The sequence below is a fragment of the Prolixibacter sp. NT017 genome (assembly GCF_009617875.1).
Taxonomy (GTDB): domain Bacteria; phylum Bacteroidota; class Bacteroidia; order Bacteroidales; family Prolixibacteraceae; genus Prolixibacter.
The window spans coordinates 507120-520996 of the sequence record NZ_BLAV01000001.1; the positions used below are offsets into that span (position 1 = coordinate 507120).

Here is a 13877-nt window from a genome sequence, read left to right on the forward strand (position 1 = left end):
AACTACTGATACGTAGCGTTATTGGAAGAGACTGTTGAGTTTTGCTGTGGAATTCGTGTTTTTTTTACACTTTTTCTACAAATTTGTTTTCTCAGATTTTTACGGAAATAAAGGTGGTGGGATCTGAACTCTACCGGTGATGGCATGGTTTTGCGGCGGATTACGGATGAGATAGAAGAGAACCGGTAGGGGGACGTCACATCGGGAAAGGGCTGGTTAAAGCGGGCAGCGAATTAATTAAACCAATTTGAATAATAACTTATATTGATAACTCCTATGAAGACAAAAGTAATTGCCTTGCTCGTCCTGTTTCATTTTTTTCATGCAGGATTAATGGCTCAGGAAAAGAAACCTAATGAAGCAAACTTTGAGTGGTACGACATGTCGTTGCCGATGGAAGACCGAATCGATGCCCTGATTTCGGCGATGACCGTTGATGAGAAAATTAGTCAGTTGATGAATGCCAACGCCCCGATACCGCGACTGGGCGTTAAGGAATACGACTGGTGGAACGAATGTCTCCATGGCGTGGCGCGCAACGGAAGAGCGACGGTATTCCCGCAGGCCATTGCTTTAGGGGCAACCTTCGACACCAAACTGGCTTTCCAGGTAGCAACTGCCATTTCCGACGAAGCCCGGGCAAAGTTTAACATCGCCCAGAAAATGGGGAATTATAACCGGTATGCCGGTCTGACCTTCTGGACACCGAATGTGAATATCTTTCGAGACCCGCGTTGGGGCCGGGGGCAGGAAACGTATGGCGAAGATCCCTTTCTGACATCCCGAATCGGAGTGGCATTCGTTGAAGGATTGCAGGGAAATAATCCCAACTACCTGAAAGCTGCTGCCTGTGCGAAGCATTTTGCCGTACACTCCGGACCGGAGGCGTTTAGGCATCAGTTCAACGCGGTGGTTTCTCCCAAAGACTTATGGGAAACTTATCTGCCGGCTTTTGAAGCCCTTGTGAAAGAGGCAAAGGTTGAGGCCGTCATGGGAGCATACAACCGAACAGATGGAGAAGCCAGCTGTGCGAGTCCCTTTCTGTTACAGGATATTCTCACCAAACAGTGGGGTTTTAAAGGGCACATTGTTTCCGATTGCGGAGCAATTCAGGATATCTGGAAAGATCATCATCTTGCAAAGACGCCTGAAGAAGCTTCATCAATGGCCATTAAAGCCGGCCTGGATTTGAATTGCGGGAGGACATTTGAGAGCCTGAAAAAAGCACTGGATGAAAAGCTGGTGACAGAAAAAGATATTGACAAAGCCTTGCACGATTTGTTGAGAACCAAGTTTCGCCTGGGATTTTTTGACGACAACCGGGATAATCCATATGCGCATATTTCGCCGGATGTTATTGGCTCCAGCGAGCATCGAAAACTGGCGCTCGAGGAAGCAGAAAAATCAATCGTCCTGGTGAAGAATAAAAACCATGTTCTTCCACTAAAAAAGGATCTGAAAAGTGTTTTTGTCACCGGCCCGCAAGCGGCTAACGAGGAGGTGCTGTTGGGGAATTACTATGGCGTTAACAACAATACCGTCAACATTCTGGACGGAATTGTCAGCCAATTGAGCCTGGGAACGACCATCAATTACCGTTATGGTCAACTTCCTTACCAGAAAAATGTAAATCCGATGGATTATGTCACCGGAGGAGCTGCTGCGGCCGATGTTTGCATTGCTGTGATGGGGATTAACGGATTAGTGGAAGGCGAAGAGGGAGCTGCCATTGCTTCAGAGCATAAAGGCGACCGGAAGGACATCAGGCTTCCGCAAAGCCAGATCGACTTTCTCAAGAAAATTAAAGCGAAGGGGAAAGGTAACCCATTGGTTGTCGTGATTACAGGTGGTTCGCCAATCGCCATTCCCGAAATTTATGATATTGCCGATGCCGTTTTATATGTCTGGTACCCGGGTGAAGAAGGCGGAACCGCAGTTGGTAATATCCTTTTTGGCGATGCTGTTCCTTCCGGACGGTTACCGTTCACAGTACCTAAATCGGTTAACGATCTTCCTCCTTATGAGGATTATTCGATGAAGGGGCGTACGTACAAATACATGGAGAAGGAACCACTTTTCCCGTTTGGCTTTGGACTCTCCTATTCCAAATTCGAATATAGTAAAATGACTATCGGCGCAGGCCCGGATGGCAAGATAACCGCCAAAGTAACGATTTCGAACACCGGTAAATTTGATGCCGAGGAGGTGGCTCAGATGTATACCAGTTCCCCGTTAGCCGGAAAGGGCGATCCCTTTTATTCACTGGTCGCTTTTCAACGCGTATCTGTGCCTGCAGGCCAGTCGAAAGTTGTTCAGTTTGAATTGCCCGAAAAAGCTTTCACGGAGGTTAATGAAGCGGGAAAACGGGTGCTTCGAAAAGGCAACTACAAGCTTTGGATTGGCGGATCGCTTCCCGGGAACCGGAGCACAGCGTTAGGGGCATCGAAATGCCAGGAGATGTCTGTTGATGTTGCCCAACTTTTGAAATAAGATACGATATACCGGTTAGCGAATTTTCCCTGGCGGAGATGAGCTACCCGGTATGAATTGAAAGATTTCGATATGATAAAAAGAGCCGGAAATTTTCCCGGCTCTTTTTGTTTTGAATCATCAATATTTTGTTGCTCTTTGCCTAATCGTCGTCATCGTCTTTCACAGGAACTACGAATGCACTGTGACGCGGGGCAGGCATGACGGTGTTTTCGCCTTTAATCGCTTTCCAGATGACTTCGTTCAAAGCGATATCCGGAGCCGCGTCTTCGTGCGAAAAGTCGAAGGTGGCCGATAGCTTGCTACTGGCGTTTACGGCTACATTGCGTTTGTTCAGGTCGATGTTGGCCGGCTTATGTTCGTAGGGCGTAAAATCGGGATGATTGGTGAAACACTTGTAGAGCGGAGTGGCGGCCGCATCGTATTGGCTCATGGGCGGCAGGCCCAGAATCAATTCAATGGTCCGTAGTACCCCTGAAGTGGAATACATGTCGTGAATAACCGTGTCGCGCTTCACATACGGGCCGGCTACAAATACCGGTGAGCGGTGTGCGTCCACATGGTCGGGGCCGTTCTGCGCATCGTCTTCCAAGACAAAAACTACCGATTCTTTCCAAATTGGACTGTGGGAAAGGTGTTCGAGGAAACGGCCCAGTGCCAAATCGTTATCAGCGACGGCAGCCCGTGGCGCAATACTTCCCAAATGCTGCCCGCTGGTGTGGTCATTCGACAGCCGGATGGTGTTGAAATGCGGAACGGCATGGCGGGTAACCAACGAATCAAAGTCGTGCATCCAGGCATCTACCCGGACCTGGTCTTTAATATTCAGGTCGAAGCCGGGTGACTTTGGACAAATATGGCCTTTCAGTGCTTTCAGCGATGTTTTGCCCATGTTGCAGAACTCGCCGTAACTGCGGTAACTCACTCCGGCCCGCTGGCAGTAGTTCCAGATATAGCCATCGCGTGGGTAGCTCGCTTTCATCTGCCCTTCGTAGCCGTAGGTTCCACCCCGACTGCCATAATAAGTAGGCCACGTTTTTTCTACTACGTCGGTGGCATAGGCCGCCATGCTCCAGTTGTGACCGTCAGCACTCACCTCCGCGTCGGTATAGAAGTTGTCCAGCAACACAAAATCGTTGGCAATGGCATGATGGTTGGGAGTTACTTTTTTTCCGAAAATACAGAGTGAATCAACACCGTTCCCTTTTTTCACGTCGCCCATCACCTGGTCGTAGGTGCGATTTTCCTTGATGATGTAGAAGACGTATTTGATGGGAGAGACGTCACCTTTCTTGCGGGGAATGGGATTTCCCTTTTCGCCCGGCGCGTCTTTTACCTTTTTCTCGTTGAACGGCGTGTTGGCGTAAACCTGGCGGGTGTAATTCTTTAGCAGTGCTTCATCCGGATTGTCAATAAACGAGAGCGCGCCCTTGAATAGCCCGGCAATGTACTGCACATGTTTCTTCGCCGAAATCCCCTGCTGATAACCGCTGTCGTCTTTTTTCGATACGGGTTGCGGTCCGTCCGGGTTGGCCATCGAAGTGAAGCCTTTCCCGTTGGTCACCAAAATTTTGTTGCCCAGTGTTTTTACATTGGTAGGGTACCATCCTACCGGGATGAAGCCTTTACTCTTGCTATCTCCCGGTTCGGAGACATCAAACACGGCTAAACAATTGTTGTCCGCATTGGCAATGTACAAGGTCTTTTCGTCCTTCGACAAAGCCAGCCCATCGGTGGTTGAGCCGGTTAAACGGGTTGGATAAAGCGCTGCTGAAAGCGTTTCGATGACCTTGTTTTTGTCGGTGTTAATAACCGAAACTGTGTTGTCATTCGCGTTAGCAACAAACAGAATCGTACCTTTTTTATTCAGGACTAACTCATTTGGATGACTACCCGTTTTGATCTCGTTGGTGATCTTTTTTTGCGTTGTGTTGAAAACAACCACATGATTTTTCCCCCACAGCGAAACATACAATTTCTTCTGGTCGGGCGACAACACACAGCTGTACGCTATTCCCGGCAACGGAACGCTATCTGTGACCCTTTTCGTTTTCAGGTCGATGGTGTAAATGCGGTTGTCCTCTTTGGTTACCGTGTACAGAACCCGGTCGTTTTTGGTAACCGCTATCCCGGTAGGACAAACTCTGCCTTTGGGCCAGGGTTTTGCCAACCGAATGGTATCGGGGACGCTGAGTCGATTGTTGTTCAGGTGAAAATCAAGAATGATGTTGTCGTATCCGCCGGAGGCATACAGGTGCTTTTCATTATGACTGAAGGCCAACCCGTACCACGATTTGCCAACCACTTTCGTGTCGAGTAACTTCTCGTGCTTCGGGTCGATCAACTGTACCGTTTGCGTACTTTCGCCATTGTTGGTTACAGCTGCATATTTCCCCGACGGACTGACTTGCAGGTTGAGCGGTAAATCACCAAGAGTTAGAGCTGTTCCGGCCGGACTTAATTTCCAGCCGTTAGGCAACAAAACCTGTTGGGCCTGCCCGGTGGGGCCCGGCGTTTGTGCTGAGGCGGGTTTTCCCTGAAATAGAAATGTAATAAGAATAGCCAGGATGACCCCGGCTTTGTAAATGTGACTCATCTGGTGAAATTATTTTTAACTACCTGAAAGATTGAAGACAATTCGCGCACGTACCATCAAACCCGCCTGTGATGGTAGTTCCCGGATGGCGGCGGGATTGGTCTCATTGCTGCGGGAGGCGTACATGACGGGACCACCAGAGAGGGAAAAGGAAAAACGGGATGCGCTGGGAACCAGGTTGAGCGAAGGACCTACCAGTATTTTGGCACCACCTTCGGCTTCTTCCGGGTCCCAAAGGCCTTCCAAATCTTCTCCTACGGCTTCTACTCCGCCGTACAAACTGCCTAATAACTGATATTGGACACCCAGGCTTGTGAGGATGTCAATTTTATCACGGTTGCTGGAAAATGCCTTTTCCAGTAATACATTTCCTCCGATGTCCCAGCGGGAAGCTTCCCATGATGCAGTTATCCTGCTTAATGCCGAGGTGACATTGCTGAAGTCGCGTTGCAATCCCAGCCCGACTCCGAGTCGCAATCCGGTGGCTTTCTTTCCACCAATGACATCACGGATGATTTCCGCTTGCTGCGAACTGACAACATTCTGGTCGGTCTGGAAGCCCAGTGCGGCGTTCACGTACAAGGTGAACCGATGGCCTAAATAGCCCTTTAAGGCGAACTGCTGACCAACGCCGTCGTACCCAAAGAGCTCTTCGGAGCGTTTACCGTAACTGCTGGAATAGTTTACACTCCAGGAATGATCGTCCGGAGTAAGTGTTGAAACCGAGAAGAGAAAAGGTTCTGGCGTCCGGTTGGATGGCTCAACATACAGACTGTTGTCATCAACGGTTTGTGCCATGGCTGAGAAACTCAGCATTCCTGAAAGGGCCAGGAGCAGGAGTTTTTTGTTCATACGACTGTTCATTTTGCCTTAGACTTGATAAGCATATTATTGAATCATGTTTTGTAAACGCCCGAAAGCAACGAGGGTTTCCACTTTTTGCATATTATGGAGAACAAAGATGCATTAATTAAAATCATTCCACATAAAGGAACACGAAACCTTTCAGTCTTTCGTAAAGTCTGGGTTAAAACTTGATGACAGAAATGTTTTTATCGAATGGGTTTTGAAAGCCTTTTCACTTTTCTTCCCGCTCAAACTCCTCTATTTGTTTCAGGAAGCCGAGTGCTTCATCCACCTGGCTGCCGCTTCCCTGTAACATCCAGTTCAACCATCTTTTGTTGATGTTTTTAGGTCTGAGGGCCCTGAGTGCCATCAACGACAATGCTTCCAGGATGATGGTGGCGATGCCGAAGGAGAAGACCATGTTGTAATTCATCACTTCCACCATATCGAATTGAAACAGCGCTTTCACGACAAACAAGCCAATGAACGGGCTGAACGGAAGAATCCATGCTCCGATTCGCAAATTGGTCACCACCGAGAATTTGATCTTCGAAATATCTTTCTGGAGTTTCACGATAGGGGCGTTGTAATCGACCGAAAGGATTTGTTGTAGCTGTTTGAAGGATGAAACGACCAGCATAACTGAGAATATGGCCACAACAGCGGCTGAGAACATGAAGTACCAGGCTCCCCAATTCGCTACCGCGAAATAGAGGGCATAGGATGTGGCGAAGAGGAAAAAAATCAGGGTACTGATGGGAAGGAAAAGCAGACTTTTCAGGGATGATTTGGCTTTGTCCAATTTGACTTCCCGTAAGAGTGTCGCATTGAGTTTGCGGGTACTGTCGAGCAATGCTTCATTCTGTTTCCAGAGTTCGTGTATATTGACGTTTTCCATGATGTTATTGATTAAATTTTTTCTTGAGTTGTTTTTTGATCCGGTTGATTTTGGTGCCCACGTTACTGACCGAAATTCCCATCGCTTCCGAGATTTCGGCATGGCTGTTTTCATCCAGGTACATAATGAATATCGCCTTGTTCAACGGGTCGAGTTCGTCAATGAGTTCCCGCAGCCGTTTGAGATTTTCATCGATTTCAGGCTCTTCGTCTTCTTCCACGCTGACCAGTTTCTCCGGCATCGCTACCACATATTTTTGCCGGCTTCTTAGTTTCCGGTAGTGCGAGATGGAAACGTTGAAAGCTACTTTGTACATCCAGGTGGTTACTTTCACCCCGTGATCGAATTTCTCATATCCTTTGATGATTTGAAAAATGATTTCCTGGAGCAGATCCTCCTGTTCATGAATATCGGAGCAATAACTGTTGACGACCTTGTATATGAGTCTCCGGTGTTCCTCTATGAGATGAACTATCTCGGTATGATCTCCCATTTTCCTGTTATTCATCCCGTTTAGTTTTTAACGGACAATGCCTGTGTGTTTTCACAAGTTTCGCTGTTTGGGCCGGTTATATTCGTTCTGCATCTACACATCTTGTTTTCTTTTTGGTTTTGTTTACCCCATTTATCGCGCGGCCTTCAAAAAAATCACACACCGGCGAATTTTTTTTTATTCTTACTTTCCGTTGGGGTGATGAAAACAAATGTACGATGATTGCTTAGGTTGATTGTCGCGGACGGGAGGTGGGTGGCTGGCAGCAAATCGATAAACGAAGAAAGAGTGTAGCTAATGCGACGGGATTAACCTTTTCTCCAGTTATATTCTGCCTTTCTCAGTCGGTCCATGATGGCTTTGCCAATGCCGGTTTCGGCCACCGGTTCAGCAACAATGATTTCGATTTCGCTGTCGTCTTCGAAGGTATGCATCGCATCGAACATGTTCACGGCGTACTCTTTCAAATCGTTGTTCTCCGACATTCGGATGACTTTCCGGTAGCCGTTTTCCTGTTTTCCGGTAAACGACAGCAAACCAGCTTTGCTTTTATCAATATCTACCGGAATATTTTCGTCGGCCACAATCATTTTTTTCACCGGGCTGTAATGCGATTTCACCATTCCCGGGGCAACGATCGATTCTGTTTTTTCGGAATCGTCGAAAGATAAAACTTCTTCGATGTCCTCTTTGGTGATGATGCCATTGCGCAAAATCCGGAACCCTTTTTCGGTGAGCTCGATGATGGTGGATTCGATACCAACCGTCGTTTTTCCGCCGTCCAGAATGTAGTCGACGTCGGGCAGCTGCTTTCTCACATGGTTGGCTGTGGTGGGGCTGATGCGGCCAAATTTATTGGCGCTGGGAGCGGCAATCGGTCGGCCGGATGTTCTGATGAGTTCGCGGGCAATTTCATTCGCAGGCATGCGAATGCCCACGGTAGGCAGTCCTGAAGTAACGATGTCGGGAACCAGTTTGCTTTTGGGAAGCACCAGGGTTAGCGAGCCGGGCCAGAATTTTTCTGCCAGCACGTAAACTCGGTCGTCCACCTCAGCCGTCAGCTTTTTCAGGTCGTCCAGATCAGCAATATGGATGATGAGCGGGTCGAACGAAGGACGCTCTTTCAGCGCGAAAATTTTGGCTACTGCCATCGGGTCAAGCGCGTTGGCTCCCAAACCATAAACGGTTTCGGTAGGGAAGGCTACCAGTTTTCCTTCCTGAATCAATCGAGCCGCCAGCTCCATGTTGTTTTGTCGATCCATCCTTCTTCCTAGCTATTTTTTGACATGTTGCATTCCAAATACAACGTTGTCCTGCAAAGGTTCATTAATCCGGCTGCAAAAATAGCACAAGAAAGAGTATTGGAAAAATATTCCGGCGCTTTACACTTCTGCCATGCGATAAATGGTCTTTTTCATTCCTCGCCTGTCTTCACCCGCTTCTCTACGTTGGGTAGGCGATAGCTTCGGTAAGCGCCCAGCAGCCCCAGCAACGATAGGAACAAAACAACGCCTTCAACCGAAAGCAACGATACCAAAGCGCTCAGGCTTCCTACCAGCAGCAGGATGATACCAATCAGCGTATTGCTAATCGACACATAGTTAATACGCTCGTTCCCGGTAGCCATGTCGATCACATAAGTCTTTCTTCCCAGCCGGACGCCCTGGTGGGCAATTCCTAAAATGAAAAAGGCAGCCGGATAAATCCAGTGGTAACTTCTAACCGAGTCGGTGTACCGGGCGATGAAGAAAGTGGCAATTCCCAATCCCGAAGCAATCAGTATGGCTGTCGACATCACATTCTTGCTCGATTTGTCGGCATATTTCCCCCAAATGGGCGAACTGACGATGGAGGCAACTCCTTTAGCGATCACAAACAGCCCCAGGAGATAGGCTTCTTTCCCCACGTATCGTTGCGCCAGTATCACGTAAAACGGAGCCGACAGGGCCGAGCACAACAGCAGGGTGCGGGCAATAATGAAATTGCGGAAATGCTGGTCGGTTTTTAGCAGGCTCAGGTGCGAGACCGCGCTGTTCTCCTCTTCATCTTCCGGTACCACATCCGACGGAAACTCTTTGATGCGCGAATAAATCACGGCAGCCACCAGCCACGTTGCGGCGGCAAAAAAGATGATGGCGCTGTAAAACGAGAGGGTGGGATGGTGATGCGATTGGTAAAGAATGTACAGACCGGCTACCAAAACCAAAACACCCGATGCCGAAACGGAGTATCCCTTCAGTTTTCCCCGCCGGTTTTTTGGGATGGTCTTCCCGGTAATGGCTTTCGACGACAAAGAACTGAGGCTTCTCGATAAACTAAAGAATACCAGGGCAACAATGATGAGCCATCCTGCCGTGCGTCCCTCAAAGTTCAGTACGATGAAACCAATCGATGCGATGGCGAGAAACTGAAGCAGCGAACCCAGCACCCAAATCCACTTCCTCACTGCCCGCTTGTTAATGTATTTGGCAAACAGCACCTGCGGAACCATGGCGCCCGACTCCCGAATGGGGACAATGAAGCTAATCAGATAGACCGGAGCGCTCACATAGCTCATCAGCCAGGTTAAAACCGTTTTGGGATTGCTCAACGTATCGCCGAGTTTGGTGAAAATCTGGCTGAAGATGGTCAGGAAGAAATTCCGGGGAACGTACCGGCAGGCCTCCTCCGATATTTCGGTGCATACTTGTTCGTCATCGTTGTCTTTGGTGAGGTAGCGATACAATTTCTTAATCATTCTGCAACTGGCTTATTCCGTTTTTTGACGTGTTAATCGTTGAGGTGCTACTTTTTTAACACGCTTGCGGGGGAATAGTTTGCAGAGTGCGGCCCCGGGACGCTGGTAGGTGCCAGTAACGGGCTGGCTTTTCACGCAGAACCCCATGGTTTGAAACAGAAAGGAAGAATGGTGGTTTTAGTTCCGGCAAGTATGAGAAATGAGGCCGGATATGAGAGGCTTTTGGGGCAGCCTCTTGTGTGTCGTAAATGGAATATGATGGTTAGTTTGACTGTTTAAACCCAAAATTCAGCGTGTCATTTTGTAACAGAATGCTAATCTGCAGTCCTTTTATGCTCATGGCAACCGGAAACAGGACCTCCCCGCTAATTTTAGTATTTGGAGCGACGTTTTGAGGTAACAAAGCACGGTTATTCCAAAAATCAAGTTCTTTTTCTACCCTGCTTAACCGGGCACTATGGTCTTGTTCCCAGTTATATTCATCCTCTTCTCTTTGCGACTCCCATTTTTTAGGATCCTGGCCAAAAATAGCTGCTACGGTTCCCTGAATAAGTCCATTTTTTACTATCTCTTTTGTATTTTCCCCTTTCAGCGAATAGGGATTTTTTTCATTCATCAGGCTGTCCTTTTGCCTTTCCAATCTGTTGATTGTTTCGTCAGGGTTTACACAGTAAATTTGAGGGCTTATTTTATTTTTTCCCGGCCAAAAAATGTACGAAAACAGGGAAGGATCAACTGAAACAGGATTGTTCGAATTGTTTTTGATGGCGACACTAAACTGGTAGTTCTTATTTCGCACCCTGGTAAAATTAACTTCTGCCTCGTAATTATGGCTTTGTCTCCTATTATTATCAACACGGATTAATTGAAGGTTAGGCGTTGTTGTGAGACGTTGAGTTGTGCAACAGGCAAGAATTAAAAAGACAACCGCTATACTTTTCTTTATCATATCATTCTTGTTTTTACATCCTAATTGTTTAGCAGTGGTTCATCGTTCTGCCCGGTTTATTGCGGTTTGCTGTGTGAGTAGCGGCCGATTGCATGGTACAACCCTTTCGGGCCGCTACGTAGTTTGACAGAGCTGGGAGCCTTGATATTTAATTCATCATCCGCCATTACGTGTAAAACAGTAAATGTTTTTATTTCTATCTTTTCACAAAGCATTCACCCATGCCATATTCATCAGTTTCTTTTGAATGAAGAACAATGGAAATCTTATTATAATTCAAATCCAACTTCTCAGAATTTTCTGGTTTTCGAATTTGTACCAAAAAACCATACATATAGGCTCCTCTTGCATATTCAGTTACCTTTTTTATGCCGATAACTTCAGATTTGTATCCATTTATACTAGCCCGTAGCTCATCTTTTGAAATTGTATTTGGGGCAATGTCTATTATTTTTTTCGCTGTAATAGCCTTCTGTTCAAGTTCTTTTTTATTATTTCTTCCTTGAAATTCTAAAGACTTGGTTAAGCTCATAGGTCTAAAATATACCATGTATGTATCGTACGGACTAACTTGTGGTTCAAAGGCATTCATCCCATAAATTTCCATTCGCTCATATTTTGGATTTATTTCCAAATCATTGTATGCCGGAATATTCCATGCCCAATACTCAAGTTTTGTCTTTCCATAATCATCTAATCTTATCGCATATAAACAACAGTATGTCTTTTTTTCTACTCTCATAGAAAAATATCCATCCTTATCTGTTAGGGTTTCATATAGATTTTCAAATTTTTTATTCTTCAATCGAACTGTTACACTGTCTAAAGGGGTGTCTTTGAAGTCTGTTACACGTCCATGGATGTTGATAGTGTCTTGTGCATATAGGTTCAAGCCGCTAACAGCTAAGAAAAAAAGAACCATTAATTGTTTCATATTGCATGTTTGTCATTAGTACTTTTTATTAGACAACGTGAAAATATAAAAAGTTACAGTTCTGAGAATTTTCGTAAAATAGTTGCTAACGGATGGCAGTATGAAAAGTTGCATTTTATACCGCATAGTAGGCGGTCGTAGTTTCTATTGTCTTATTTTCATTATTACTGTTCTGCTAAAAAATATCTCTGGTCTTTCACAGATTTCAAATCCTCTGGTTTCCATCTTTTCAATTATTTTGTTGAACTTATTTTTCGAAACGTGAAATTTTTGTTCGGAAATATAAATCATCGTCTCAGGTTTTACAATTCTTGTCAGGTCACGAATAATGTGGTCAATATATTTCATTTCGTGAAAAGAATAAAAGGCAAAGATAAAATCAACTTTTTCTGTCAAACAGATTTCATTTTCTTCGCTGTTGTGAATTTCAATTAGCTTTTGTAATTCACTATTACGTAATTTACGTTTCAATATTTCAAGCATTCCTTCCTGCACATCAATTGCTATGACTTTCCCTTTTCCGTTAAGCAATTTTGCCATTTCTAATGTAAAGTAGCCTGTTCCACAACCTAAATCAAGAACGGTCATACCCGGGCGAACATATTTTTTCAATATTCTTCTCGGATTCTGTAATAATAGTCGAAGTCGGCTATCTAAAGCACCAGCATTTTCTATTGGGTGCAAATGGATGTTGGAAAAATCATTCATTTAAAATTTGCTCCTTTACTTTTGTCCCAGGTAAAAGCAAAATAATTACTACAAAAATTGTAATCGCATCGGGTATTAATAGCGTACAATTACCTTTACTACTCATTACGGTAATATATGAAATTACTATCCAGCGCATTGTTAAAACAGCAATAATTAGCCAGGCGGTAAACTTTACTTTTAATAGATTCTGTTGAAATGCCATTATTAGTAAAGCTATTCCAAAAACAAGATTTTCTATGCCTATTGTATGCCATACATAGGTAAACGCCACTTTTGCTGTGTTTTCAAATTTGGGAACGGTCTAAACTTGACAGAACCGTCTCGATTCCATTCAGTGTGTGAGCAACTGCAAAAAGAATACATAGAAGTCCAACAATTAAATAAAAGTAATTTCGAATCATATTTTGTTTTTTAATATGACGTCTAACGACAAATTGTATGAGTAGTGGCCGACTGCATGGTTCATCCCTGTCGGGCCGCTACGCAGTCTGACAGGGATGGAAACCTTGATATTTGACACATCATCCGCCATTACGTATAAAAAATGTTAGCGGTTCGTTGTTTTATTTCAGTTGCAATACCATTTGGTCTTCAGTAAAATATTTTTCCTTCCATTTTATTGCTTTGCTTTCAGAACTAAAAGTGACGAAGCCAAATTTCTCGTAGAGTTTTTTTGCTTTGTCATTATTTGCAATTACTGTCAAATTGATTTGTTCAATGTCAGAGATTTGCTTCACTCTTTCAATTACTTTCTCAATTAACTTTTTTGCAATTCCTTGTCCACGAAAATCTTTGGAAACATACATTCTAAACAGAATACCTTTATGCTTTAATTTTTCTCTGTCTTTGCCGTCACGTGCAAAACTTACTACACCTACTAATTCATTGTCTGAATATGCCCCAAGTGAAAAACTGTCCAACTTGTCTTCCGTTGGGAAAGGCGCATTTAAGTCGTCATTAGGTGTTATACGAAAATTTTCTTCGTCATTAATAAGTCCGAAAGTCAGGAACTTTTTATACTGTTCAACTTGGTCAGACTTGATTTCTACAATATCTATAATATTCATAATATTTGTCAGTTGATGATTGTCGTTTTACAATGAATGCTGACGGTCACTTGTAGGTGGTCGGGCGGTTCCGAAGCAATCGGAGCTGTCAGACCAGTAAGAAAGTGGGCACGAGGTCTGACTTGTCAAACCGAGAAACACCCCGCCTGCCATATG

General features: G+C 45.2%; 12 protein-coding genes. 1 reads left to right on the forward strand and 11 read right to left on the reverse strand.

Going from position 1 to position 13877, the window contains the following annotated elements; genetic code table 11:
* Positions 1–276 precede the first annotated feature (276 nt).
* Positions 277–2490 (forward strand): glycoside hydrolase family 3 C-terminal domain-containing protein, encoded by a 2214-nt coding sequence (locus tag GJU87_RS01995; RefSeq protein ID WP_194831415.1) that lies wholly within the window; start codon positions 277–279, stop codon positions 2488–2490.
* A gap of 142 nt (positions 2491–2632) precedes the next feature.
* Here the strand turns inward: GJU87_RS01995 and GJU87_RS02000 are convergent, their stop codons facing one another.
* The 11 genes from GJU87_RS02000 to GJU87_RS02050 all read right to left on the reverse strand — a co-directional run bounded on the left by GJU87_RS02000 (position 2633) and on the right by GJU87_RS02050 (position 13721).
* Positions 2633–5086 (reverse strand): bifunctional YncE family protein/alkaline phosphatase family protein, encoded by a 2454-nt coding sequence (locus tag GJU87_RS02000; RefSeq protein WP_153637978.1) that lies wholly within the window; start codon positions 5084–5086, stop codon positions 2633–2635.
* A 15-nt stretch (positions 5087–5101) separates the two neighbouring features.
* Positions 5102–5938, reverse strand: coding sequence for a hypothetical protein (locus tag GJU87_RS02005; RefSeq protein ID WP_153637979.1), 837 nt, complete (start codon positions 5936–5938; stop codon positions 5102–5104).
* Positions 5939–6164: 226 nt separating this feature from the next.
* A complete protein-coding gene (locus GJU87_RS02010; RefSeq protein ID WP_153637980.1) occupies positions 6165–6830 on the reverse strand; it encodes a hypothetical protein in 666 nt (221 codons plus the stop codon).
* Between the two features lie 4 nt (positions 6831–6834).
* Positions 6835–7338 carry an RNA polymerase sigma factor gene (locus tag GJU87_RS02015; protein ID WP_153637981.1) on the reverse strand — a complete coding sequence of 168 codons (504 nt, stop codon included), beginning with the start codon at positions 7336–7338 and terminating at the stop codon, positions 6835–6837.
* A gap of 293 nt (positions 7339–7631) precedes the next feature.
* Positions 7632–8585, reverse strand: a complete 954-nt coding sequence (locus GJU87_RS02020) for an L-threonylcarbamoyladenylate synthase (RefSeq protein WP_153637982.1) — start codon at positions 8583–8585, stop codon at positions 7632–7634.
* Positions 8586–8737: 152 nt separating this feature from the next.
* Positions 8738–10060, reverse strand: a complete 1323-nt coding sequence (locus tag GJU87_RS02025; RefSeq protein WP_153637983.1) for an MFS transporter — start codon at positions 10058–10060, stop codon at positions 8738–8740.
* Between the two features lie 262 nt (positions 10061–10322).
* Positions 10323–11009, reverse strand: coding sequence for a hypothetical protein (locus GJU87_RS02030; protein WP_153637984.1), 687 nt, complete (start codon positions 11007–11009; stop codon positions 10323–10325).
* A gap of 196 nt (positions 11010–11205) precedes the next feature.
* Positions 11206–11943, reverse strand: coding sequence for a carboxypeptidase-like regulatory domain-containing protein (locus GJU87_RS02035; RefSeq protein ID WP_153637985.1), 738 nt, complete (start codon positions 11941–11943; stop codon positions 11206–11208).
* Positions 11944–12087: 144 nt separating this feature from the next.
* Positions 12088–12651, reverse strand: coding sequence for a class I SAM-dependent methyltransferase (locus tag GJU87_RS02040; RefSeq protein ID WP_153637986.1), 564 nt, complete (start codon positions 12649–12651; stop codon positions 12088–12090).
* Positions 12644–12925, reverse strand: coding sequence for a hypothetical protein (locus GJU87_RS02045; protein ID WP_153637987.1), 282 nt, complete (start codon positions 12923–12925; stop codon positions 12644–12646). The genes GJU87_RS02040 and GJU87_RS02045 overlap by 8 nt, the downstream gene beginning before the upstream one ends.
* Before the next feature lie 292 nt (positions 12926–13217).
* On the reverse strand, positions 13218–13721 hold the full coding sequence (locus tag GJU87_RS02050; RefSeq protein WP_153637988.1) for a GNAT family N-acetyltransferase: 504 nt from the start codon (positions 13719–13721) through the stop codon (positions 13218–13220).
* Positions 13722–13877 lie beyond the last annotated feature (156 nt).

Coding starts and splice junctions, on each gene's coding strand:
- GJU87_RS01995 (WP_194831415.1), top strand. CDS start 277: ATGAAGACAAAAGTAATTGCCTTGCTCGTCCTGTTTCATTTTTTTCAT.
- GJU87_RS02000 (WP_153637978.1), bottom strand. CDS start 5,086: ATGAGTCACATTTACAAAGCCGGGGTCATCCTGGCTATTCTTATTACA.
- GJU87_RS02005 (WP_153637979.1), bottom strand. CDS start 5,938: ATGAACAAAAAACTCCTGCTCCTGGCCCTTTCAGGAATGCTGAGTTTC.
- GJU87_RS02010 (WP_153637980.1), bottom strand. CDS start 6,830: ATGGAAAACGTCAATATACACGAACTCTGGAAACAGAATGAAGCATTG.
- GJU87_RS02015 (WP_153637981.1), bottom strand. CDS start 7,338: ATGAATAACAGGAAAATGGGAGATCATACCGAGATAGTTCATCTCATA.
- GJU87_RS02020 (WP_153637982.1), bottom strand. CDS start 8,585: ATGGATCGACAAAACAACATGGAGCTGGCGGCTCGATTGATTCAGGAA.
- GJU87_RS02025 (WP_153637983.1), bottom strand. CDS start 10,060: ATGATTAAGAAATTGTATCGCTACCTCACCAAAGACAACGATGACGAA.
- GJU87_RS02030 (WP_153637984.1), bottom strand. CDS start 11,009: ATGATAAAGAAAAGTATAGCGGTTGTCTTTTTAATTCTTGCCTGTTGC.
- GJU87_RS02035 (WP_153637985.1), bottom strand. CDS start 11,943: ATGAAACAATTAATGGTTCTTTTTTTCTTAGCTGTTAGCGGCTTGAAC.
- GJU87_RS02040 (WP_153637986.1), bottom strand. CDS start 12,651: ATGAATGATTTTTCCAACATCCATTTGCACCCAATAGAAAATGCTGGT.
- GJU87_RS02050 (WP_153637988.1), bottom strand. CDS start 13,721: ATGAATATTATAGATATTGTAGAAATCAAGTCTGACCAAGTTGAACAG.